Origin of the sequence: Brevundimonas sp. BR2-1 (assembly GCF_037626195.1) — a bacterium.
GTDB lineage: Bacteria > Pseudomonadota > Alphaproteobacteria > Caulobacterales > Caulobacteraceae > Brevundimonas.
Map to the genome: position 1 here is coordinate 130,965 of NZ_JARKMV010000002.1, position 23,443 is coordinate 154,407.

Here is a 23,443-nt window from a genome sequence, read left to right on the forward strand (position 1 = left end):
CGCGCGCACGGCGTTGTAGGCTGGTCGCCGTCCCATCCCCGGAGCGACCCGATGCCGTCCCTCAAGCCCTCGTATCCCCTATATCTGGCCAATGAGGCGCTGACCCCCAATCAGGATCTGGCGGTCACCGACAAATACTCGGGCGAGGTGGCGACGCGGGTGGCCATGGCCGACGCAGCGACCATCGACAGGGCCATCGGCGCGGCCGTCGAGGCGACCCGGCCCATGGCGGAAATGGCGTCCTATGAGCGTCAGGCCGTCCTCGCCCACTGCGTGACGCGGTTCCAGGAACGGTCCGATGAACTGGCCTACGCCCTGTGCATCGAGGCGGGCAAACCGATCAAGGATTCCCGCGGCGAGGTCAGCCGGCTGATCGACACCTTCCGTATCGCGGCCGAGGAATCGGTACGCATGACCGGAGAGGTTCAGCCGCTGGACATCTCCCCCCGCGCCAAGGGGTATCAGGGCATGTGGAAGCGCGTGCCGATCGGCCCCTGCTCCTTCATCTCACCGTTCAACTTCCCGCTCAATCTCGCGGCCCACAAGATCGCGCCGGCGCTGGCCGTGGGTTGCCCGTTCGTGATGAAGCCCGCCTCGCGGACGCCGCTGGGCGCCCTGATCATCGGCGAGGTGCTGGCCGAGACCGACCTGCCGAAGGGCGCCTTCTCCATCCTGCCGGCGACCCGCGACGGGGCCGACCTTTTCACCACCGACGACCGGCTGAAGCTACTGTCGTTCACGGGCTCGCCCGAGGTGGGCTGGGCCCTGAAGGCGAAGTCCGGAAAGAAGAAGGTAGTGCTCGAGCTGGGCGGCAACGCCGCGGTCATCGTCGACCGCGACTCCGATCTGGACGACGCGACCGACCGGATCATCTTCGGCGCCTTTTACCAGTCGGGCCAGTCCTGCATCGGCGTCCAGCGCATCCTGATCCATGACGAGGTCTATGACGCCCTTCGGGACCGGCTGGTCGCGAAGACCCGGGCGCTGGTGTCCGGCGATCCGCAGGACGAGAACGTCTTCATCGGCCCCATGATCGACGAGGGAGAGGCGCGCCGGCTGGAGGACTGGATCGCCGAGGCGACCGCCGCGGGCGCGACCCTGTTGTGCGGCGGACGACGCGAGGGCGCGATGCTCGAGGCGACGTTGCTGGAAGGGGTCGGACGCGGCCTGAAAATCCGCGAGGAGGAAGCCTTCGGGCCCGTGGCCATACTGTCGCGCTTCTCCGATTTCGAGGCGGCGCTGGAAGAGGTCAACGACAGCCGCTTCGGCTTGCAGGCCGGTGTCTTCACCCGCGACATCCACAAGGCCATGCGGGCATGGGAGGTGCTGGAGGTCGGCGGTATACTGATCGGCGACGTGCCCAGCTATCGCGTCGACAACATGCCCTATGGCGGCGTCAAGGACTCCGGGCTTGGCCGCGAAGGCGTCCGGTTCGCGATGGAGGACATGACCGAGATCCGCAATCTCGTCATCCGGAAGCGGCCCTAGACCACGCCTCGCCCCTCCTCAGGTGCCCGGCTGGATATAGGGGACGTTGGCGAAGAAGCGGCGCTCGTCTCCACGCGGATCAGTCTCGAGGCGCGTCTCGACATCGAACACCATCGTCTCGCGGCCGGGCAGCCCATAGGGCGTCCAGGCGGGAAGTCCGGCGTGGTTCGGATCGCCCGACCGCGCGAAGGCGATGAAGGCGTCGCTCAGGCCGGCGGCGACGGCGTGGGCCCCCGGGCCCGCGACCCGCGACCCGACGGCGTCCACATTGTCGAACGCCAACGGGATGTCCACCGTGTGGAAGGCGCCCGACCGGCCGTTTTCAAGCGTTCCGGGGAAGTCCATCTGATAGACCCAGGCGGGCGCGCCCTGAACCGCCCGGGCCTCGGCCTCGATGACCGCGGCGCGCCACGAACGTCCGGCTGTCGAGGCCCCGATCAGGACCTGATCGGGCGACCAGTCGGGATACAGACGGCGGTATTCGGCGATGACGATTTCGGGCGCGACGTCGATGCGCATGACATCGGGCGACATCCGCGCCGGCAGGGTCTCCCACGTCAGTCCGGCGTTGGCGGGATCGCCGCCCAGGAAGGCCAGGGTCTCCTCGCGCGTGTTGCCGATGATCATCGGCAGGCCGGCCGACCGGGGCGGGGCGTCCGGATAGAAGGGGTGACGGAACAGGGTCTGGTGATCCACCACGGGGCCGAAATACAGGCTGCCGTAGCCGAGGACCGGGTCCGTGGCCCGCGCCGCCTCAAGTAGGACTTCGGCCGGCAGGTCGAGCAGGTCGCGCACCCTGTCCGGCGCGACGCCGGCGGCCTCAAGCCATGCGCGCGTGCGCCGCGTGGCGTTCAGCGGCCCGGACGCCGTCACCTGCTGGCCGCTCATGGTCGCGGCGCGGTGAAACAGGCCGGCGGCGGATGGCGTGGCCATCAGGGTCGCGATCTTGGCGCCCCCGCCCGACTGGCCGAAGAGCATGACCCGGCCGGGATCGCCGCCGAAGGCCGCGATATTGCTCCGCACCCACTGCAGGGCCTGAATCAGATCCAGCTGTCCCGCATTGCCCGAATGGGGGAAGCCCGCATCCAGCCGGGCCAGGTAGGCATAGCCGAACAGGTTGAGCCGGTGGTTCAGCGTGACCACGACCACGTCGCCGCGCGCGGCCAGCCTCGAGCCGTCATACAGGGGCGACGACCCCGAACCCGTCGAATAGGCGCCGCCGTGGATATAGACCATGACCGGCCGCCGTCCCGCGTCGAGGCCCGGCGTCCACACATTGAGGAACAGACAGTCCTCGGATTGTTTGGCTTCGCCGCCCGACTGCGGAGAGGCATGGCCGTAGTCGAGCGCTTCGACCGGCCGGGTCCATGGCGCAGGCGGGCGCGGCGGCTGGAAGCGGACGGGCTGCGTGTCGGCGCCGTAGCGGACACCCTTGAACGACAGGACGCCGTGATCGCGCGATCCGATGACGGGACCGGGGATCGTTCGCACGCGGGGCGATGGGGCCGCAGCTCGCGCAGGCGTGACCGAAACGGCGGTCGCCGCCAGCGCCCCGAGGGTTTCGCGGCGGGTCAGCGTCACCGGATAGAGCGGCCGTCGCCGCCGGCCAGCAGGGCCGCGATCTCCTCGCGCGACACCATCGAGGCGTCGCCGGGCGTGGTCATGGCGAGAGCCCCATGGGCGGCGCCCCAGGCCACGGCTTCGGAAACCGACAGACCCTCCATCAAGGCCCAGGCCAGGCCGGAGACGAAGCTGTCCCCGCCCCCGACCCGGTCGAGGATTTCCAGATCCGCCCAGACCGGCGCCGTATGCAGTTCGCCGCCGCTCCATGCCGCCGCCGACCAGTCGTTGCGGCTGGCCGTGGAGGGCCGGCGCAAGGTGGCGGCGACCACCTTCGCCTGAGGATATAGGGCGGCGAACGCCCCGGCGGCCGCGGCGAACGCCGACGGGTCGAGCCCGACTTCGCTGTCGGCCTTCGGCTTCTTCACGTCGATCCCGAGGCAGGTTTCGAACCCGTGGCCGTCGCCGATCATCACATCGACGGCGCCGGCGATGGCGCGGTTCACGCGGCGCGCGGCGTCGGCGTCCGGATGGCTGTCCCACAGGCTGGCGCGATAGTTGAGATCGTAGGACACGACTGTCCCGTGCCGCCGGGCGGCCTCGACCGCCTCGATGGCGACCTCGGCCGTCGACGACGACAGGGCGGCGAAGATGCCGCCGGTGTGGAACCAGCGCACTCCCTCGTCGCCGAACAGCCGGTCCCAGTCGATCTCGCGGGGGCGCATCTGGCTGGCCGCCGAATTGGCGCGGTCGGACAGCCCCCGCGCGGGCCGGACGCCGAAGCCGCGCTCGGTGAAGTTCAGACCCAGCCGGGTGTTGCGGCCCATACCGTCCGCTTCGCGCCACGAAATGTGGCTGCGATCCACCCCGCCCTGGGCGATCAGATCGTCGGCGAGCCGGCCCAGGTCATTGTCCGGCAGGGCCGTAACGATCGCGCCGCGCAGGCCGAACGATTTCGCCATGGCCCGGACGACGTTGTATTCGCCGCCCCCCTCCCAGACGTCGAAGGATCGCGCGTTGCGGACCCGTCGTTCGCCGGGATCGAACCGCAGCATGACCTCGCCCAGGGCGACCATATCCCAGCGGCATTGTTCGGGCGGGCGGAGGTTCGGCAGGGCAGACATACTGGATTCCTATACGCCGTATCCCGACGGCGGTAGCGACCAGAAGAAAGAAGAGCCGGCGACTTTCGCCGCCGGCCCGAAGTGACGTTCAGGAGAACGCGTTTCTAGAAGCGATAGCGGGCGCCGACGAAAATCTGACGTCCTGTGTGATGGTAGACCGAGGTGCTTTCGCGATCGGCGCCGTCGCCGACGAACTGGTGGTTCGCCTCGTCCGTCAGGTTCAGGGCCTCCAGGGTCAGTTGGACCTGGTCGGTGATCTGGTAGGAGGCAGACGCGTCGAGGTTGAAGGTTTCCTTCTTGCCCTCAATGTTGTTGCCGTTCCGGCCAGGCACGTTCTGGAGATAGGCGTCCCGGACGGCCGCAGAGATCCGCGCCGAGAACTTGTCATCCTCGTAGTAGAGGGTCCCGTTGTACGACTGGGGCGACAGGTTGATCAGGTCAGCGGTGACGAACGTCAAGCAGGTCGCGTTGTTGCAATAGTCGATCTCGGACTCGACGTGGGTGTAGTTCAACTGCACCCCGGTGTTGGCCAGGAAGCCCGGCAGGAAGCGGAAGGGCTGCTGGTAGCTGATCTCGAAGCCCTTGAGCGGGCCGCCTTCGGTGTTCACCGCGGCGGTCAGCTGGAAGATGGTCGAGGCGGTGCAGGTTCCGGTGCAGAAGCTCGGGGCGAAGGCCGACGGGTTCAGGGCGGTCAGGGCCGAATAGGGCAGGTCCTGACGGACGAGCTGAATGTAGGTGTCGATGTCCTTGTAGAAATAGGCGAAGGACAGCAGGCTTTCCGGGGCGAAATACCATTCGACGCTGAAGTCGTAGGTGTCGGCCCGGAACGGCTCCAGCTTCACATTGCCGATCGTGGCGGTGAAGTTCGGCCCGGTGTTCAGCGAGGTGGTCGGAACGAGGAAGTTGGTGCCGGCCAGGTTGTTGTTGATCGGCGGCCGCGCCATCACCTTGGCCGCGCCGAAGCGCAGGAACAGATCCTCGATCGGCTCCAGCACCAGGTTCAGCGACGGCAGGGTATCGGAATACTCGTTCTCGCCGGTCACCAGGGTGCCGCCGCCGGTCGAGCTGTAGCCCTGCGCTTCAAGGACCGTATTCGCGTGGCGTACGCCGATGTTGCCGCGCAAAGGCATGTCGAAGACTTCGGTGTCGAAGTCGGCCTGGATGTAGAAGGCCAGGTCCTGTTCGTGGATCGACCGGTTGCCGCCGCGGGCGTTGCCGTTGGTGATGCTGGCCAGACGGAAGTCGCCGCCGGGCACGCCGGTGTCGCAGTTGCAGTAGATGTTGAACAGATCGGCGATGGCCTCCAGGTCCGGACGCAGCCAGCTGGTATCCGTTCCGGTGGGGACCAAATCCTGGCCGAAGCCCGTCAGCAGGCTGGAGATGTCGGCGACGGTGACGCCGGCCGGCAGTTGCGGCACCCGGGTCTCGTCGGCGCGACGCGATTCATGGGAATCAGAGTCGTACGTCTTGAAGTTGACGCCCGCCTTGAAGGTGACGAACTCGGTGGCGTCGTATTCGATGTCGGCCTGGGCGGTGGTGAACCGCGTGTCCACGCCGTTGGGCCGCAGGCGGATTTCCGAACGCGGCAGCGCGGCGACGCCCGTGCCCAGGTTTGCACCTCGCCAAGCCCAGTTGGCCGGGTTGGCGACGTCAAACCCGTAGCTGATCAGCGGCGCGTCCGGGTTGCCCCGGAAGTCCCATGAATAGCCTTGGGTGTTCTGCCGGTCGAAGGTGACGGTGGTCTGGATCGGGTTCTCGAAATTCGACGTCGCATTGCCGTAGTAGAAGCTGCCGCGCAGGCGGTCCGAGAAGTCATGCTCGGCCGTGAAGTCGATCTGGGTGTACTCGGTCGTGAGCACGTCGAACCGGCTTTCCGAGCGGATGTCGACGTTGTCGAACAGGCCGTAGACCAGCATGTTGTTCTCGACCACGGCGTCGCGGACGTGGATCTGGGTCTGGCCGCCGGCCGCGGCGTTGCGGCTGAAGGACAGGGCTTCAAGGAAGTCCTCCTGACGCGTGGCGTCCAGTTTTGAATACAGGACATCCACCGTGAACAGGGTGCTGTCGGCCGGCCGCCACTGGAAGGAGCCAGTGACGCCCAGACGCTCCTGTTCGTGGGTCAGGCGACCGTAGCGCGGCAGGCGCGGAATGAAGACGTCGGCCTGGTTGGCGGTCGTATAGGCGGTGTTGTTTGCCGCGGTGTTGGCGGGACGGGCGACGCCGGTGGCGCAGTTGGCGGCGTTCGAGCCATTCGCGCCGCTGTTGCCCGGGGTCTGGGGCGAGAAGCCGACCGGGGAACAGAAGCCGCCGCTGTTGGTCGCGCCAGGAGCGGCGGCCGGCGCCCAGCGGACGGAGCTGAAGCCCTCTTCCAGCAGGCTGCGTTCACTGTAGGCCAGCGAGATCAGCGCTCCGAACTCGTCATTGGCGCCGAAGGTGTTGCTGAGCAGGAAGGCGTAGCGCGGGTTGTATTCCTCGGAGAGGTCGTTGTAGCCGGCCTGGACCGAAGCGGCGGCGGTGAAGCCGTCCCGGTCGAACGGGCGCGTGGTCAGCAGATCCACGGTGGCGCCGAGCGAACCCTCTTCTGTTTCGGCCGCGGCGGTCTTGCGCACGGTGATCGAGTTGAAGAGTTCGGAGGCGAAGATGTTGAAGTCGAAGCCGCGGCCGCGGTTGGCGCCGCCCGAGGAGTCGGTGCCTCCGGCGGTGGCCTGGGCCTCCATGCCGTTCAGACGGGTCCGGGTGAAGTCGGGGCCAAGGCCGCGAACAGTGATCGTACGACCCTCGCCCGCGTCGCGGTCGATGGCGACGCCAGGAACGCGCTGGATCGACTCGGCCAGGTTCAGGTCAGGGAAGTCGGCGATGTCCTCGGCGACGATCACGTCGACCATGTTGTTCTCGCGCCGCTTGGCGTCGAGGCCGGCGCTCAGGCTGGCGCGAAAGCCGGTGACGACAACCTCGTCCACTTCGGTCGGCTCATCCTGCGGCGCAGTCTGTGCGGTAGCGACGCCAACCCCCAGCGACAGGGCGACGGCCAGGCCGGACGCTCCTGCAAACAAGGTACGGCGAAAGGCGCGGGTCATCCCCGGCTGAATGGCTTGCATCATATGCCTCCTCCCAATTGGGCATACAGAACGCCGAGGTGACCCCGGTCTATCGATTTTTGCGGTTGGACCTTGAACTGGCCGCCCCGTTTGACACCGGTGTCATATTCGCGTGGAGTAGTTTCTGACACCGGTATCAATCGGAGCCTACCCTCATGATCCGCGTTTTGGGAAGCCCTCTTGTGCGCACGACGCTGGCAAGCGCGGCCATAACGCTGGTCTACGTGACTTTGGGAGCACACCCGGCGTGGACGCAGGACGCCGCCGCCGGACCCGTCGCCTTTCCCGGGGCCGAGGGTGCGGGCAGGATGGCGGTCGGCGGACGCGGCGGACGCGTGCTGCGTGTGACCAATCTGGGCGACGCCGGCCCCGGCAGTCTGCGCGCCGCGGTCGAGGCGGACGGTCCGCGCACGGTCGTTTTCGATATCGGCGGGACGATCCGGCTGACGTCGCCGCTGACGATTCGGCGTGGACGGATCACCGTGGCGGGCCAGACGGCGCCCGGCGGCGGGATCACCCTGCGTGATTATCCGCTGGTGGTGGCCGCCGACGACGTCGTCGTCCGCCACGTCCGGTCACGCCTGGGCGACGAGAGCGGGATCGAATCGGACGCCGTCTCCATCGAGCGGGGCAGCCGCATCATTCTGGACCATGTCTCGGCGTCGTGGTCGGTCGACGAGACCCTTTCGGTCGGCAGCCGCTATGACCCTCCGGAGCGCGGCGTCTACGACGTCACGGTGCAGTGGTCTGTCATCGCCGAGTCCCTGAACGCCTCGCGCCACGCCAAGGGCGAACACGGCTATGGATCACTGATCCGGGGCGGGCACGGCGCGCGGATGACCTTCCACCACAATCTGTGGGCGGCGCACCGGGCGCGGATGCCACGGCCGGGCAACTACAATTCGCCGCCGGTCGACCCCGAGGGACCACGGCTGGAGTTCCGCGAGAACGTCTTCCACGACTGGGGCGGATCGCACTCGGGCTACAACGCCGACACGGAGAGCCTGTCGGTCTACGCCTTCATCGGCAACGCCTACATCCCCGGTCCGGACTCGACCGGCCGGTACGCGTTCGAGGAGTCCAATCCCCTCGCCCGGGCCTGGTTCGAGGGCAATGCGATGGACGGCGAGGTCCCGGCGGACCCCTGGAGCCTCGTCAAGGATTCGGAGCGTCCCGACTACCGGCTGACGTCGCGGCCGGACTGGGCCGCAGCCGCGACCGGGACAGCGATCGAGGTCGAGGCGGCGGTGCTGTCCCGGGCCGGGGCGGGTCCTGTTCGGGACGCCGTGGACGAGCGGATCGTCGCGGGCGTGCGAGCGCGGGCGCTGCGCATCATCGACAGCCAGTCACAGGTCGGCGGCTGGCCCGAACTGGCGACCGGAACACCGTGGGCCGATGGCGACGGCGACGGCATGCCCGACGGTTGGGAAACCGCGAACGGCCTGAATCCGGCCGACGCCGCAGATGGTCCTGCCGACCGCAACGGAGACGGCTGGACCAATCTGGAAGACTGGCTGAACAGTCTGGCGGGCTAGCGCGCCAGCCAGCCCCCGTCGACGGCCAGCACCGTTCCATGAACATAGCTGGCGGCGTCTGACGACAGGAAGACCGCCGCCCCCGCGAGATCCGAGGGCTTGCCCCAATGGCCGGCGGGGATGCGGGCGAGGATGTCCCGGTTGCGCGTCTCGTCGGCGCGCAGGGCCTCGGTGTTGTTGGTCTCGAAATAGCCGGGGGCGATGCCGTTGACGTTGATACCCTTCGACGCCCATTCGCAGGCCAGAAGCCGAGTCAGGCCGGCAAGGCCGCTCTTGGACGCGGTGTAGGACGGCACGCGGATGCCGCCCTGGAAGGACAGCATCGAACAGATGTTGATGATCCTGCCGCCCCGACCGCCCGCGACCCAGGTCCGGGCCACGGCCTGGCTGAGGAAGAAGGCGGTCTTCAGATTGGTGTCCATGACCGCGTCCCAGTCGGCCTCGCTGAAGTCGAGGCTGTCGGCGCGGCGGATGATGCCGGCGTTGTTGACCAGGATGTCGACGGGACCCGCCTGTGCGACGACGTCCGCGATCGGCGCGGTCGAGCCGAGGTCGGCGGAGATCGCCTTGAACGACCGGCCCAGACCGATGACCATGGCCTCGGTTTCGGTCGGCGCCGAACGGCCGACCGCGACGATGTCGGCCCCGGCCCCGGCCAGGCCGACGGCGATGGCCTGGCCCAGTCCGGTGTTGGCGCCGGTGACGAGGGCCGTGCGGCCGCCGAGGTCGAACGGGTTCATTTCAGCTGGCTCGCGGTTGGTTGAAGCGTGATCCGACATATATTCGTCCGGCCTTCGGGTCACGGATTGTGCGCATAGGTAACCGGTGTCATAATCCGATGCAAATGAAGGAGCCGGCCAGGCCTGTCGGCGCGATGAACAGAAGCCGGACCGCTGAAGGGCTGACCGGGATGTGTTGATCGGCCGCCCTCCGCCCCCTTTGCCATGAGGAACGCCATGAAAATCGCCCTGATCATCGAGAACAGCCAGGCCGCAAAGAGCGAGACGGTCCATGCGGCCCTGACCGCGGTGGCCGAACCTCTGGGCCACGAGGTCTTCCACTACGGCATGTACACGCCCGAGGATAAGGCCTCTCTGACCTATGTGATGAACGGCCTGCTGACCGGGATCCTGCTCAACTCCGGCGCCGCCGACTTCGTGGTCACGGGCTGCGGCACCGGCACGGGCTCGATGCTGGCCGCCAACGCCATGCCGGGCGTGTTCTGCGGCCTGATCATCGACCCCACCGACGCCTTCCTGTTCGGCCAGATCAACGACGGCAACGCGATCGCCATGCCCTACGCCAAGGGCTTTGGCTGGGCGGCCGAGCTGAACCTGCAGGACGTCTATCGCAAGCTGTTCGAGGGCGAACGCGGCCTAGGCTATCCCAAGGAACGCGCCGAGATCATGCGCAGGAATCGCGGCGTCCTGAAGGACCTCAAGGCCGTCACCTGCCATGATATGCTGACCGTCCTGAAGACCGTCGATCAGGAGCTGCTGAAGGCCGCCGTCGCCGGCGAGCGGTTCCAGGAGTATTTCTTCGCCAACGCCACGGACGAAGGCATAAGGAACTATATCAAGGGCCTGGTCGGCAGCCCTCGCGTTCTCGAGAACGCCTGAGCCTGCTTTCGGGGATCCGGGGGCCGGGGGAATGTCCCGCGCGCCCGCCGGCCCGGGCCGGGGCGGGCCGGACCGGACCGATCTAGAGCACCGCCAGCGCCTTCGCTGCAACATAGACCGCGACAATCAGGACCAGGCCGGCGAACAGCCTCCGCCCGAGCGCGGCATTGGCGCCGAGCCGCGTTGCGACGGGAAGGCCGGCAAATGTGCCCGCGATCCCGCCGACCGCCATCGCGGCTACCAGGGCCGGATCGACCCAGCCCGACAGGGCATAGTTGCCCGCCGTGGTCGCTCCGAACGCCGCGACACTGAGAAGCGAGGTCGCCTGTGCGGTGGCGAGGCCCATGCCGGCGGCCGCCATGAGCCCGGGCACGATCAGGAAGCCGCCGCCGATCCCGAAGAAGCCGGCCGCAGATCCGACCCCGGCCCCCGCCAGACCGATACGTGGAGATATGGCCCAGTTCAGCCTGGGCTCGGGCCGGACGACGACCGCTCCGGGACGCAGCATCGACAGGCCCACGGCCGCCATGGCGATGGCGAAAAACAGGAGGAGCTGCTGGCCGTCGATCATCTTGGCGAGCGACGATCCGAACCATGCCCCCGCGGCTCCGGTGACGGCGAACAGGGTTGCGCAGGGCCAGCGAACCCGGCCCGCCCTCGCATGACCGGCCAGCGCCGTCAGGGCGTTCAGCGCCACGCCGGCCGCCGATACGCCGATGGCGACGTGGGGATCGGGGACGCCGACCACATAGAGCAGCAGGGGCACTGCCAGCACCGATCCGCCACCGCCAAACAGCGTGAGCAGGAGGGCGACAACGCCTCCGCTCAATACCGCGAGCAGCAGGGGAAGAAGTTCGGTTGTCATGGTTCTACGCGACCTTCATCGCACCACGCGATCAGTTCGATCGGCCGGGATTAGCCCGCTCTGTTGCAAGGCCTTGGGCCTTCCAGCCGTCGAGGCCGCCCGCCAGCACGAAGGCTTCGCCGGGGACGCGCGCGGCCAGACGGGCGCAGTTCAGACCCGTGCGGGTCCCGGTGCGGCAGGTGTAGATCACGTCCCGTCCGTCCGGCAGCTTGAGCGGAACCTGGTCGAACGAGGACAGCGGCGCATGGATCGCCCCCGCCACATGCTCTCGCGCGAACTCGTCCGGCTCGCGGATGTCGATCAGCACTGCACTGTGAGTCTTCAGCCGGTGAGCGACGTCGGCGGGCTTCAGCGGGGTCAGGGTCGTCATGGTGTCACGCCTTTCTGGCAGGGAGAGGAGGGCAATAGATTTCGGCGAGGGCGGCGATGACCTTCAGAACCGCCGGCTCGGCGATGCGATAGAAGATGGCCGTGCCCTCGCGGCGGGTGGCGACCAGGGCTTCGTCGCGCAGCTTTGCGAGATGCTGGGACAGGGCGGACTGGGACAGACCGACGAGCGGCAGCATCTGGCCGACCGACATTTCCCGATCCCCGAGCTGGCACAGGATCATCAGACGCTTTTCATGGGACAGGGCTCGCAAAAGGCTCGCGGCCTCGCCGGCGCTGGCTTCGAAGCGGTCCAGGGGGATGTGTTCAAAGTCGATCATGACCGGCAATATATGCGTACTTGCTAAATTAGCAAGATCTAATATATTGGCGCTGAAAGGAGCTTTCCATGGCTCACCATCCTGATGTCCGGGGTTTCTTCGATCCCGCGACCCACACCGTCACCTACCTCGTCAGCGACCCCGCGACCGGCATGGCGGCGATCATCGACCCGGTCCTGGATTTCGACGCCGCGACCGCCCGCACGTCTTCCCGGTCCGTCGATGCGGTGATGGCCGCGCTCAGGGAGGCGGACCTGACACTGGCCCTGGTCCTCGAGACCCATGCTCACGCCGATCACCTGACCGCCGCCGATCGTCTGCGCAGGACACACGGCGTCGCCATCGGCATCGGCGACCGCATCACCGAGGTTCAGGCGACCTTCGCTCCCTTGTTCGGCGCCGCCGATGTCACCCCGAACGGCACGGTGTTCGACCATCTCTATGCGGACAGGGACACCTTTGCTCTCGGGGCGATGACGGTCGAGGTGATCCACACCCCCGGACACACGCCCGCCTGCATCAGCTATCGGATCGGGGACGCGGTCTTCACCGGCGACACCCTGTTCATGCCGGACTATGGCACGGCCCGCACGGACTTCCCGGGCGGCGACGCGCGGACCCTCTATCGATCCATTCAGCGCCTGCTGGCGCTGCCGGCCGGGACCCGCATCTTCGTCGGTCACGACTATCTGCCAGAAGGCCGGACCGACTATCGCTTCGAGACGACCGTCGCGGAGCAACGGGATCACAACATCCACATCGGCGGCGGCGTGTCGGAGGACGCCTTCGTGGCGGTGCGGGAGGCACGCGACGCGACTCTGAAGCCGCCGCAGCTGATCCTGCCATCCCTTCAGATCAATATCCGCGCCGGCGCCATGCCGCCGCCGGACCCGGACGGGAACCGCTATCTGAAGCTGCCGCTGGACGTGATCTAGACGTCGCCGAGGGCGGGGAGCGGCGCCGTCGAGTCCCGCACGACCAGCGACGGATCGACCTCGGGCTGAACCATCGTCGCGGGGTCGAGCCCCCGGCTGCGCGCCGTCAGCTTTTCGGCCGCCATCCGACCCATGTCGCGGATCGGCAGGCGCACCGTGGTCAGGTTGGGCCAGACCCGCGAGGCCATCGGCAGGTCGTCAAAACCGACGATCGACAGGTCTTCGGGCACACGCAGACCGGCGTCGCGGGCGGCCTTCATCACCCCGATGGCCATTTCGTCATTGCCGGCGAAGATGGCCGTCGGCCGTTGCGGCAGGGCCAGAAGTTCGGTCGCCGCCTCGACGCCGGACTCGAACGTATAGGCGCCGCGCCGGATATAGGCGGGGTCCAGGGTCACGCCGTGCTCGGCCAGCCCTTCGGCGAATCCCCTGCCCCGTTCGTGCGACGACCGGAAGGTGTCGGGGCCCGAGATGAAGGCGATGCGGCGGTGGCCCAGTTCAGCCAGGTGCCGTGCGGCCCGCGCCCCGCCGCGGCTGTCGTGGGTCACGACCATGCGGGCGGGTTCGTCCAGCGAGACCGAGGCGATGCGGACATAGGGGCAGTCCGCCTCGCGCAGGATGGCCACGACCCTGTCGTCCTCCGACACCGAGGGCGGCATGACCACGCCGAACAGCTTTTGCCGGACGATGAAGGCCTGGACCTCGTTCAGGAAGGTCGCAGAGCCGCGGTTGCAGGGATGGACCACCAGTTCGAGGCCCGAACCGCGCACCCCGTCCAGCACGCCCTGCTGCATGTTGACCACATAGTTCGGGCTGGGATTGTCGTAGATCATCCCGACCAGGAACGAGCGCCGGAAGGCCAGGCCCCGGGCCTGGGGATCGGGGATGTAGCCGTGCTCGGCGATCACCGCCTCGACCCGTTTACGGGTGTCCTCCTTGACGAAGGGCGAGTTGTTGATGACCCGCGAGACGGTTTTCTTCGACACCTCGGCCAGCCGGGCGATGTCGTTGATGGTAGCGGGCTTTCCGCCTGTCCGTCGGGTTTCGTTCACGTCAGGATTCTTTCTGGCCGAACGCTGTCCTTAGCCCTTGCCGCGAGGTCTGTCAGCGGTCACGTCCCGCGCCGTACAGCCGGCCGGTCCAGCACCTCGTCGCGCAGCGGAGTCATGAAGCGCAGGTCCCAGTCATCGGGGTTGAACGGCTTGCGCGTCGCCTCGACCACCGGAGGATAGCCGCCGACCTCGCGCTCATGGTCGATGATCTCGCCGCGGCCCTCGGCCACCTCGGCGATCAGCAGGACGTCGCGCATGTCGCGGTCCCACGGACGGGCCCCGACCTGGGACAGGACGGCGACCTGCACCTCATGCGCCGGGATGGGGTTCAGCCCCTCCCACCAGACAGGCGGGCGGCGAGTCTCGATGATGCGGGCGTTGGTGGTGGTGTAGCGGCCGAACATGCGGATCGGCTCGCCGACCTGGTCGACGGCGATGTTGTCGCGGCCATAGTATTCCACATCGCCCGCACCGCCGATCATCATGAAGGCCAGACGGTCGGTGGGCGTCGACGGGCCGGCGCGCAGGACGTTGCCGACCACGGTCATCCTGCCGACCTCGTACGGGTGGGCCAGCCACTCCTCGGGGGCCAGGTTGTAGTGGATGGCGCGCGGACCCGGATTGTAGATCAGGTTGTTGGCGATGATCCCGTGAACCCCGCCCTTGAACAACGGGCTGCGCTCATAGTTGTGGGCGTACAGATTGCCGACGATCAGCAGGTCGGTGACATTGTCGTGGATCAGCGACCCCTTGGAATGCTCGCCCTTGGAATGGGTCGAATAGGCCAGGCTCTCGCCGTTCAGATTGTTCGAGAAGGTGATGGCGTGGCTGGTGCCCTGGCGCCATTCGGCGGGCGTCGAGCCGGTAAAGCGAGGGCCCGAGGCCGACAGGTTCTCGTCGGTGGCCCAGGTCAGGCTGCAATGGTCGATGATGACATTGTACGCGCCGACGGTGGAGACGCCGTCCTCGTCCCAGCCGCTCATCCATTCGCCGCCGGCCGAGCCGGGGCGTATGCGGATGTGCTGGATGACGACGTCGTGGGCGGTGATGTCCATGCCGCCGCGGATAAGGGTGATCCCCGGCGAGGGGGCGGTCTGGCCGGCGATGGTGATGAAGGGGTTCTGCAGCTTCAGCGTCTTGCGGCCCAGGTCGATGACGCCGCCGACCTCGAACACCACGATGCGGGGGCCGTCGGCCTCGATGGCGGCGCGCAGGGATCCGGGGCCCTCGCTGTCCAGATTGGTGACGCGGATGATCTGCCCGCCCCGCCCGCCCGGCGTGGACGCGGCCCAGCCGAGTGCGCCGGGGAAGGCGGGCAGCGCGGTGGCGGCTTCGGCAGGCGTTTGCGCCTGTATCGCGCCTGCCGGGACGACCGCTGCCGCCAGCAGGGCGAGGAGCGGAGCGAGGAAGATTGCGGGCCGCAAGAACCGGGTCATGTTTCCATCCTGTGCCGGGTCGCTGTCGTCGCGACCCTTAGCTATAGCGCCGCCGGAAGGGCGTCGCCGGATTCAAATTGACACCGGTTTCCTTCCTGCGCAATGTCCGCGTCAAACGGGAGGCGGCGTGAGTCACGCATTCGATAAAACCAGTTCGTCGCCCACCGCGCGCGCCTTCGTCGAGGCGCGGCGCGCGGGCCGGATGCTGTCGCCCTATCCCGGACCAACCCCCACCACCCTGGCCGGGGCCTACGAGATCCAGGACGAGGCGATCGCCGCCTGGCCCGACCGGATCGCGGGCTGGAAACTCGGGCGTATCAAGGAACCACTGGATCAGCAGTACGGCGCGGGCCGGCTGGCGGGCCCTATCTTCTCGCGCAACGTCTGGCAGGCCGGCGCCGAGCCGACGCGCTTCCCGGTGATCGATGGCGGCTTCGCGGCGGTTGAGGCGGAATACATCATCCTGCTGGGCTCAACCGCGCCCGACCGCGGCGACTGGACCGCCGACTCCGTAACGTCGCTGGTCGGACAGGTCTTCACCGGGGTGGAGATCGCCGGCAGCCCCTACCCCGGCATCAATGAGTCGGGACCCGCGGTGACCGCATCGGACTTCGGCAACAACGCCGGCCTGATTCTGGGCGACGAGATTACCGGCTGGCGGGACCGCCTGGCGGAGCTGAGCTGCACAGTCGCGATCGACGGCCAGATTGTTGGCCGCGGCGGCGCCGTGGACATTCCGGGCGGGCCGCTGGACTCGATGGCCTTCCTGCTGAACCTGCTGCATCAGCGCGGGCGGCGGCTGGAGGCGGGACAGCTGATCTCGACAGGCGCGGCGACCGGGGTGCATCAGATCTTCATCGGCCAGTCCGCCGTCGCCGACTTCGGGCCGGACGGACGGATCGCCTGCGAGGCCGTGGCGGCTGCCGCGATCGCCTGACGTAGACGGACGGCGGCGCCACCGGCTATCTGCATCGCTCCTGCCGTCGGAGCGAAGCCCATGAGCGCGTCATCGATCCCCGCTCGCGCCGGCTGGCGCTTCTGGATCGATCGCGGCGGCACCTTCACGGACATCGTCGCCCGCGCGCCGGACGGGCGGCTGGAGACGCGCAAACTGCTGTCCGACAATCCGGAGCAGTACGCCGACGCCGCCGTGGAGGGGGTGCGCCGCATCCTGGGCGTCGCGCCGGGGCCGCTGCCCGAGGGCCGGGTCGAGGCCATCCGCATGGGCACGACGGTGGCGACCAACGCCCTGCTGGAACGCAAGGGCGAGCCGACGCTGCTGGCCATCACGCGCGGCTTCGGCGACGCCCTGCGCATCGGCTGGCAGAGCCGGCCCGACATCTTCGCCCGCAACATCGTTTTGAACGAACAGCTCTACGACCGGGTCGTCGAGATCGGCGAACGGGTTCGGGCCGACGGAACGGTCGAACAGGCGCTGGACGAGGACCGGGCCCGCGCCGACCTGACCACGGCCCATGCGGCGGGACTGCGCGCGATCGCCATAGTGCTCATGCACGGCTGGCGGTTCACGGAGCACGAGACGCGGCTGGCGGAGATCGCGCGCGAGGTCGGGTTCGAACAGGTTTCGGTCAGCCACGAGATCGGGGCGCTGATCAAGCTGATCGGGCGCGGCGACACCACCGTGGCCGACGCCTATCTGTCGCCGATCCTGCGCGCCTATGTCGATCGCGTGGGCGCCGATCTGGGCGAGGCGACGCCGCTGCTGTTCATGCAGTCCAGCGGCGGGCTGACGGCGGCGAACGCCTTCCGGGGCAAGGACGCCATCCTGTCGGGACCGGCCGGGGGCGTGGTCGGCATGGCCGGGACGGCGCGGGCGGCGGGCTTCGACCGGGTCATCGGCTTCGACATGGGCGGGACCTCGACCGACGTGTCGCATTTCGCCGGGGACTATGAGCGGACGTCGGACGCCGTGGTGGCGGGCGTCCGTCTGCGTGCGCCGATGTTGAGTATCCATACGGTGGCGGCGGGCGGGGGCTCGATCTGCCGCTTCGACGGATCGCGGCTGCGGGTCGGACCGGAGTCGGCGGGCGCCGTGCCGGGGCCGGCCGCCTATCGCCGCGGGGGACCGCTGACGGTGACGGACTGCAACGTCATGCTGGGCAAGCTGCGCCCTGACCAGTTCCCCGCCGTCTTTGGCCCGGACGGCGACCAGCCGCTGGACGCCGGCGCCGTGCGCGAGAAGTTCGCGGCGCTGGCCGTCGAGGTCGCGCAGGCGACGGGTCGTGAGACGACGCCGGAAGCGCTGGCCGAGGGCTTCATCACCATCGCCGTTCAGAATATGGCTGAGGCGATCAAGTCGGTGTCGATCCAGCGGGGCTACGACGTCACCCGCTATGTGCTGAACTGTTTCGGCGGCGCGGGCGGGCAGCATGCCTGTCTGGTCGCGGACGCGCTGGGCATGACGCGCGTCATGCTGCACCCGTTCGCGGGCGTGCTGTCGGCCTATGGCATGGGGCTGGCCGACGTCCGGGCAATCCGGCAGGCGACGGTGGCGGCTCCGTTGGAAGCCGCAGGCGATGCGGCGCTCAGCGACCGGGCCGGGGCCCTGACCGCCGACGCGCGCGGCCTGCTGACCCGGCAGGGTTTCGCCGACGATGCGATCACCACCGTCGTTCGGGCCGAGATCAAATTCGCCGGATCGGACACGCCGCTGACTGTGCCCTACGGCCCGGCCGGTGAGATGCGGGCGGCCTTCGAAGCCTTGCACCGGCTGCGCTTCGGCTTCTTCGCCGAGGACAAGGCGCTGGTCGTTGAGACGCTGGAAGCCGAGGCCGTGGCCGCATCGGATCAGGCCGCGTCGACGCCCTTCGCCGGGCGGCATGACCGCGCACCGCCGGCGGTCGCCCGCGTGCCCGTGCGGATGGCGGGCGCCGGGCATGATGCGCCCGTCTATCGCCGCGACGCCTTCGGGCCCGGCGCCTCGGTCGAAGGTCCCGCCGTGATCCTGGAGGACACCGGTACGACGGTGCTGGAGCCTGGTTGGCGCGCCACGGCGGACGAGGCGCTGAACCTGATCCTCGCCCGCGTGACCGCCCTGCCCGCTCGCGCGGCGCTGGGCACGGATGCCGATCCGATCATGCTGGAAGTATTCAACAGCCGCTTCATGGCCGCCGCGGAACAGATGGGCGAGGCGCTGAGGGCCACAGCCTATTCGGTCAACATCAAGGAGCGGCTGGACTTCTCCTGCGCCGTGTTCGACGCGACCGGCGCCCTGATCGCCAATGCGCCGCACATCCCGGTTCACCTCGGCTCGATGGGCGAGAGCATCCGCACCGTGATCCGGTCCCGGGGCGGTGCGGCCGACGGCCGGGGGATGCAGCGCGGCGACGTCTACATGCTGAACGCGCCCTACAATGGCGGCACCCACCTGCCCGACATCACGGTCATCATGCCGGTCTTCCTCGAGGCCGACGACGCTCCCGCCTTCTTCGTCGCGGCCCGGGGTCACCACGCCGACGTCGGCGGGATCACGCCGGGATCAATGCCGCCCTCCTCGAAGACGGTCGAGGACGAAGGCGTGCTGATCGACGACTTCCTGCTGATCGACGCCGGACGGCTGAGGGACGCCGAGACCCGGGCCCTGTTCGCCTCGGGCCGCTATCCGTCGCGCAACGTCGGCCAGAACATGGCCGATCTGAAGGCCCAGGTCGCCTCGTGCGCCCGCGGCGCGGACGAGCTGACCCGCATGGTCGCCGAGTTCGGCCGGGAAGTGGTGGCCGCCTACATGGTTCATATTCAGGATAATGCCGAAGAGGCCGTCCGCCGCGCCATTGTCGCCCTGAAGCCCGGCGTCTTCGAACTGGAGATGGACGACGGCGCGGTCATAAAGGTGCGGATCGATGTGGACGCCACGGCCCGCAGCGCGGTCGTCGACTTCACCGGCACCAGCGACCAGCGGCCCAACAATTTCAACGCGCCGCTGTCGATTACCCGGGCCGCGACCCTCTATGTCTTCCGCACCCTGGTGGACGACGCCATTCCGCTGAACGAAGGCTGTCTGAAGCCGATCCGGCTGATCGTGCCGGAGGGCTCGATGCTGAACCCCCGCTATCCCGCCGCCGTCGTGGCCGGCAATGTCGAGACCAGCCAGGCCGTGGTCGACTGCCTGTACGGCGCCCTGGGCGTGCTGGCGGCCAGCCAGGGGACGATGAACAATTTCACCTTCGGAGACGACGCCCGGCAGTATTACGAGACCATCGCCGGAGGGTCGGGGGCGGGCCCCGGCTTCGATGGGGCCTCGGCGGTGCAGACCCATATGACCAACAGCCGGCTGACCGATCCCGAGGTGCTGGAAGCCCGTTTCCCGGTCCTGTTGGAGGAGTTCTCGATCCGGCGTGGATCGGGCGGAGACGGCGCGAACCGGGGGGGCGACGGCGCGGTCCGGCGCGTGCGCTTCCTCGAACCCCTGACGGCGGCCATCCTGTCCAACCATCGGCGCACGGCCCCCTTCGGCGCGGTCGGGGGTCAGGACGGAGCGACGGGCGTCAACCGGATCGAACGGGCTAACGGCGCGCGCGAGGCCCTGGCCTCGACGGCCGAAGTCCGCATGGCGCTGGGCGACGTCTTCGTCATCGAGACGCCGGGCGGCGGCGGCTACGGGCCGAAAAAGGCTTCCTGAACGGCGCGATCGGCGCAACCATCCGCGGAGGGGAGAATCCGAATGCTTGTGCTTCTGGGGATCGCGGTCGTCGTGCTGGGCTTCATCGCCCGCATCAATCCGCTGCTGGTCATTCTGCTGGCGGCGATCGTCACGGGGGTGGCGGCGGCCGTCGCGCCCGGCGTCGGCGTGCGCGCGCTGTGGCTGGCGGCGGTCAACACGCTGGCGGCGTTCGGGGACGCGTTCAACGACAACCGCTATTTCCACATCACCTGGCTGGTCCTGCCGGTGATCGGCCTGCTGGAGCGGGCCGGGTTGCAGGAGCGGGCGCGGCTGCTGATCGCGCAGGTCAGGGCGGCGACGGCGGGTCGGCTGCTGATCAGCTATCTGCTGGTGCGGCAGGCGACCTCGGCCCTGGGTCTGACTTCGCTGGGCGGGCATCCGCAGATGGTCCGGCCGCTGGTGGCGCCGATGGCCGAGGGCGCGGCCGAGGTTCAGGCGGGCGGCTCCCTGCCCGACGCCCTGCGCTATCGCATCCGCGGCATGTCGGCGGCCACGGACAACGTCGGCCTGTTCTTCGGTGAGGACATCTTCATCGCCATCGGCTCCATCGTCCTGATGGTCGGCTTCCTCGAACAGGCGGGGATCATCGTCGAGCCGTTGCAGATGTCGGTCTGGGCCATACCGACCGCCATCGCCGCCTTCGCCGTCCACGGCGCGCGGCTGCTGCTGTTCGACCGGTCGGTGAAGCGCGAGATCGCGGCCGCCGCCGATGCGGGAGCGGCGCAATGATCACCCTGGACCACGCCTATGTGCTGGTGGGGCTGATGTTCGCCGCCTTCGCCGTCCTGACCCTCGGAGACGGGACGCACCCGACGCGCGTCCGCAGCGCCGTCTTCTGGGGCCTGATCGCCGTGTCCATGCTGTTCGGTTCGTGGCTGGGCGGGCTGTGGAACGGGATTCTGGTGCTGGCGCTGGTCGCGGTCGGCGGGCTGAAGAAGCTGGGCGTCGGCCATCCCCCGACGACGACGCTGGACGAACGGCGCGAGGGCGCGTTGCGTCGGGGCGACGCCCTGTTCATCCCGGCCCTGATCGTGCCTCTGGTCGCGGTCGGCGGGACGCTGGCGGCCAAGCATACGGGGGCCGGAACATGGCTGCTGTCCCCGGTCCAGACGACGCTGATCGCCCTGGGGCTCGGCTGCCTCATCGCCCTGTTCGCGGCCATGGCCTGGCTGCGGCCGCCGGTGATGGCGCCGGTGCAGGAAGGCCGGCGGCTGATGGATTCCATCGGCTGGGCCGCCGTGCTGCCGCAGATGCTGGCCTCGCTGGGTGCGGTCTTCCTTGCGTCCGACGTGGGCGGGGTGGTGGGTCAGCTGGTCAGCCAGGCCGTGCCCCTGACCTCGCCGCTGATCGCGGTCGTCGTCTATTGTCTTGGGATGGCGCTGTTCACGGTGATCATGGGCAACGCCTTCGCCGCCTTCCCGGTGATGACCGCTGCGATCGGTCTGCCCTTCGTGGTCGTCCAGTTCGGCGGCAACCCCGCCATCGTCTGCGCGATCGGCATGCTGGCCGGATTCTGCGGGACGCTGATGACGCCCATGGCGGCCAACTTCAACGTCGTGCCGGCCAATCTGCTGGAACTGCCCGACCGTGACGCGGCGCTGAACGGGGTGATCCGGGCCCAGATTCCGACGGCCCTGATCCTGCTCATGGTCAATATGGCGCTGATGTACGCCTTCGCCTTCAGGTTCTGAGATGACGCACCGCCTCGACGCCGCCACGGCCTCCCGCTTCGCCTCGGCGGCGCTGGGCCATGTGGTCCGCGAATATCCGAACAAGATGGACCACGTCCTGACTGGACCCGAGGACGTGCAGGGACCGCGCGCCCTGCATCCGATCTTCTTCGGCAGTTTCGACTGGCATTCGTGCGTGCATGGATGGTGGACCCTGTTCACGCTGCTGCGGCTGTATCCCGACATGCCGGAAGCCGCGCGGATCCGGACGCTGGCCGACCAGATGTTCACACCGGACAACGTGGCGGCCGAAACGGCCTATCTGGATCGTCCCCTGAGCCGCCCGTTCGAGCGGCCTTACGGCTGGGCCTGGCTGCTGATGCTGGGCGCCGAGCTGGAGCGGCACGGAGACGGGATGGCCGACAGGCTGCGTCCGCTGACGCAGGCCTTCGCCCGGCGGTTCACGGACTTCCTGCCCCTGGCGGATTATCCGGTGCGGGTCGGGACGCATTACAATACCGCCTTCGCCCTGAGGCTGACGCTCGACTACGCCGAGGGCGCGGGCGACGCCGCCCTGATCGCCCTGTGCCAGGAGCGGGCGTTGCGCTGGCATTCGGGCGACCGCGACTGTCAGGCGTGGGAGCCGTCGCAGGACGAGTTCCTGTCTCCGGCCCTGATGGAGGCGGTGCTGATGCGGCGGGTGATGGCGCAGGACGCCTTCACCGGCTGGTTCGACGCCTTCCTGCCCCGGCTGGACCGGCGCGAACCCAGGACCCTGTTCCAGCCCGCCGGCGTCAGCGACCGGTCGGACGGCAAGATCGCCCATCTGGACGGGCTGAACCTGAGCCGCGCCTGGTGCTGGCGCGAGATCGCCGCCGCCTTGCCATCAGGCGACCCTCGCCGGGTTATCATCCTGGAGGCCGCCAGCGACCACCTCGACGCCGCCCTCCCGCACGTCACCGGCGACTATATGGGCGAGCACTGGCTGGCCAGTTTCGCCTTGCTGGCCTTGCTGGCCGAGGGCTAGAGCGGGCCTCGGAATACGAACCAGGCGCCGGCCAGGATCAGGGCGAAGCCGACCGCGTGGTTCATCGTCAGCTTCTCGCCGAGGAAGGTGACCGAGAAGACGGCGAAGACGATCAGGGTGATGACCTCCTGCATCGTCTTCAGCTCCGCGGCCGAATAAACCTGATGCCCGATCCGGTTGGCGGGCACGGCGAGGCAGTATTCGAAGAAGGCGATCCCCCAGCTGACGATGACCACCAGCCACAGGGGTTTCGAGCCGAATTTCAGATGCCCGTACCAGGCCAGGGTCATGAAGATGTTGGACGCCGTCAGCATCAGGATGGGTGCGAGCTGGGCGAAGGAGATCGGCATGCGGGACCCGTGGCGGCGTCCCCTCATGCATCAGCCGGGAGCGAGTCCGTCAAGATGCGGGAGCGGACACAGGAACCGGGATCGGCGGCGTCCGTTCCCGGCCCGAGCCACGGCAACCGGTTCGGTGATGGAAGACGCTGCGATGCGCGCTGTTCGTGAAATCTGGCCGGTGCTGATCGGCGCGACGATCCTGTCGGCCGCCAGCGTCTGGGTGGTGGTCAAGCTGGACGGCGACGGCGCCTCGATCCGGCAGGATCGGTACGAACGCTTCATCAACGGTACGCGGGGAGTCTAGC

At 68.4% G+C, this 23,443-nt stretch carries 20 protein-coding genes; 10 read left to right on the plus strand and 10 right to left on the minus strand.

Annotated elements, in window-relative coordinates:
* Positions 1-51 precede the first annotated feature (51 nt).
* Positions 52-1,488 carry an aldehyde dehydrogenase family protein gene (locus BrevBR_RS10235; protein ID WP_332641390.1) on the plus strand — a complete coding sequence of 479 codons (1,437 nt, stop codon included), beginning with the start codon at positions 52-54 and terminating at the stop codon, positions 1,486-1,488.
* Between the two features lie 18 nt (positions 1,489-1,506).
* Here BrevBR_RS10235 and BrevBR_RS10240 read toward each other — a convergent pair whose 3' ends face one another.
* The 3 genes from BrevBR_RS10240 to BrevBR_RS10250 form a co-directional block, all read right to left on the minus strand.
* Positions 1,507-3,069, minus strand: a complete 1,563-nt coding sequence (locus tag BrevBR_RS10240; protein ID WP_340000869.1) for a carboxylesterase/lipase family protein — start codon at positions 3,067-3,069, stop codon at positions 1,507-1,509.
* Complete coding sequence (locus BrevBR_RS10245; RefSeq protein WP_340000870.1) at positions 3,066-4,172, minus strand: sugar kinase; 1,107 nt, start codon at positions 4,170-4,172, stop codon at positions 3,066-3,068. Before BrevBR_RS10245 ends, BrevBR_RS10240 begins: the two co-directional genes overlap by 4 nt.
* Positions 4,173-4,276: 104 nt before the next feature.
* Entirely contained in the window at positions 4,277-7,273 is a 2,997-nt protein-coding gene (locus tag BrevBR_RS10250; RefSeq protein ID WP_332641393.1) for a TonB-dependent receptor, read from the minus strand.
* A 152-nt stretch (positions 7,274-7,425) separates the two neighbouring features.
* On the opposite strand from BrevBR_RS10250, the gene BrevBR_RS10255 reads away from it, so the two are divergent.
* On the plus strand, positions 7,426-8,805 hold the full coding sequence (locus BrevBR_RS10255; RefSeq protein ID WP_340000871.1) for a pectate lyase family protein: 1,380 nt from the start codon (positions 7,426-7,428) through the stop codon (positions 8,803-8,805).
* On the opposite strand, the gene kduD is transcribed toward BrevBR_RS10255, so the two are convergent.
* The gene (gene kduD, locus BrevBR_RS10260; RefSeq protein WP_340000872.1) at positions 8,802-9,584 is read right to left on the minus strand and encodes a 2-dehydro-3-deoxy-D-gluconate 5-dehydrogenase KduD; all 783 of its coding nucleotides are present in this window, start codon (positions 9,582-9,584) and stop codon (positions 8,802-8,804) included. The genes BrevBR_RS10255 and kduD overlap by 4 nt on opposite strands.
* A gap of 177 nt (positions 9,585-9,761) precedes the next feature.
* On the opposite strand from kduD, the gene BrevBR_RS10265 reads away from it, so the two are divergent.
* Positions 9,762-10,424: an RpiB/LacA/LacB family sugar-phosphate isomerase gene (locus BrevBR_RS10265; protein ID WP_340000873.1), complete on the plus strand. Its 663-nt coding sequence runs from the start codon at positions 9,762-9,764 to the stop codon at positions 10,422-10,424.
* Positions 10,425-10,506: 82 nt separating this feature from the next.
* Here BrevBR_RS10265 and BrevBR_RS10270 read toward each other — a convergent pair whose 3' ends face one another.
* The 3 genes from BrevBR_RS10270 to BrevBR_RS10280 are packed head-to-tail and all read right to left on the minus strand — an operon-like array spanning position 10,507 to position 11,996.
* A complete protein-coding gene (locus BrevBR_RS10270; protein ID WP_340000874.1) occupies positions 10,507-11,289 on the minus strand; it encodes a sulfite exporter TauE/SafE family protein in 783 nt (260 codons plus the stop codon).
* 31 nt (positions 11,290-11,320) lie between these two features.
* Positions 11,321-11,659: a rhodanese-like domain-containing protein gene (locus BrevBR_RS10275; protein ID WP_340000875.1), complete on the minus strand. Its 339-nt coding sequence runs from the start codon at positions 11,657-11,659 to the stop codon at positions 11,321-11,323.
* 4 nt (positions 11,660-11,663) lie between these two features.
* Positions 11,664-11,996: an ArsR/SmtB family transcription factor gene (locus tag BrevBR_RS10280; protein ID WP_340000876.1), complete on the minus strand. Its 333-nt coding sequence runs from the start codon at positions 11,994-11,996 to the stop codon at positions 11,664-11,666.
* A gap of 68 nt (positions 11,997-12,064) precedes the next feature.
* Between BrevBR_RS10280 and BrevBR_RS10285 the strand changes: the two genes are divergently transcribed.
* Positions 12,065-12,931 carry an MBL fold metallo-hydrolase gene (locus BrevBR_RS10285; protein ID WP_332641400.1) on the plus strand — a complete coding sequence of 289 codons (867 nt, stop codon included), beginning with the start codon at positions 12,065-12,067 and terminating at the stop codon, positions 12,929-12,931.
* Here BrevBR_RS10285 and BrevBR_RS10290 read toward each other — a convergent pair.
* Positions 12,928-13,983, minus strand: coding sequence for a LacI family DNA-binding transcriptional regulator (locus BrevBR_RS10290; RefSeq protein WP_340000877.1), 1,056 nt, complete (start codon positions 13,981-13,983; stop codon positions 12,928-12,930). The two genes, BrevBR_RS10285 and BrevBR_RS10290, sit on opposite strands and share 4 nt — an antisense overlap.
* Positions 13,984-14,042: 59 nt before the next feature.
* Positions 14,043-15,419, minus strand: coding sequence for a pectate lyase family protein (locus BrevBR_RS10295; protein ID WP_340000878.1), 1,377 nt, complete (start codon positions 15,417-15,419; stop codon positions 14,043-14,045).
* A gap of 127 nt (positions 15,420-15,546) precedes the next feature.
* Here BrevBR_RS10295 and BrevBR_RS10300 point away from each other — a divergent pair, with 127 nt between their 5' ends.
* The 5 genes from BrevBR_RS10300 to BrevBR_RS10320 are packed head-to-tail and all read left to right on the plus strand — an operon-like array spanning position 15,547 to position 22,797.
* A complete protein-coding gene (locus tag BrevBR_RS10300) occupies positions 15,547-16,356 on the plus strand; it encodes a 2-keto-4-pentenoate hydratase (RefSeq protein WP_340000879.1) in 810 nt (269 codons plus the stop codon).
* A 60-nt stretch (positions 16,357-16,416) separates the two neighbouring features.
* On the plus strand, positions 16,417-20,058 hold the full coding sequence (locus BrevBR_RS10305) for a hydantoinase B/oxoprolinase family protein (protein WP_340000880.1): 3,642 nt from the start codon (positions 16,417-16,419) through the stop codon (positions 20,056-20,058).
* A 42-nt stretch (positions 20,059-20,100) separates the two neighbouring features.
* Positions 20,101-20,829, plus strand: a complete 729-nt coding sequence (locus tag BrevBR_RS10310; protein ID WP_340000881.1) for a DUF969 domain-containing protein — start codon at positions 20,101-20,103, stop codon at positions 20,827-20,829.
* The gene (locus BrevBR_RS10315; RefSeq protein WP_340000882.1) at positions 20,826-21,791 is read left to right on the plus strand and encodes a DUF979 domain-containing protein; all 966 of its coding nucleotides are present in this window, start codon (positions 20,826-20,828) and stop codon (positions 21,789-21,791) included. Before BrevBR_RS10310 ends, BrevBR_RS10315 begins: the two co-directional genes overlap by 4 nt.
* Before the next feature lies 1 nt (position 21,792).
* Positions 21,793-22,797: a DUF2891 domain-containing protein gene (locus BrevBR_RS10320; protein WP_340000883.1), complete on the plus strand. Its 1,005-nt coding sequence runs from the start codon at positions 21,793-21,795 to the stop codon at positions 22,795-22,797.
* On the opposite strand, the gene BrevBR_RS10325 is transcribed toward BrevBR_RS10320, so the two are convergent.
* On the minus strand, positions 22,794-23,147 hold the full coding sequence (locus BrevBR_RS10325) for a DMT family protein (protein WP_340000884.1): 354 nt from the start codon (positions 23,145-23,147) through the stop codon (positions 22,794-22,796). The two genes, BrevBR_RS10320 and BrevBR_RS10325, sit on opposite strands and share 4 nt — an antisense overlap.
* Positions 23,148-23,289: 142 nt before the next feature.
* On the opposite strand from BrevBR_RS10325, the gene BrevBR_RS10330 reads away from it, so the two are divergent.
* Entirely contained in the window at positions 23,290-23,442 is a 153-nt protein-coding gene (locus BrevBR_RS10330; RefSeq protein ID WP_332641409.1) for a hypothetical protein, read from the plus strand.
* Position 23,443 lies beyond the last annotated feature (1 nt).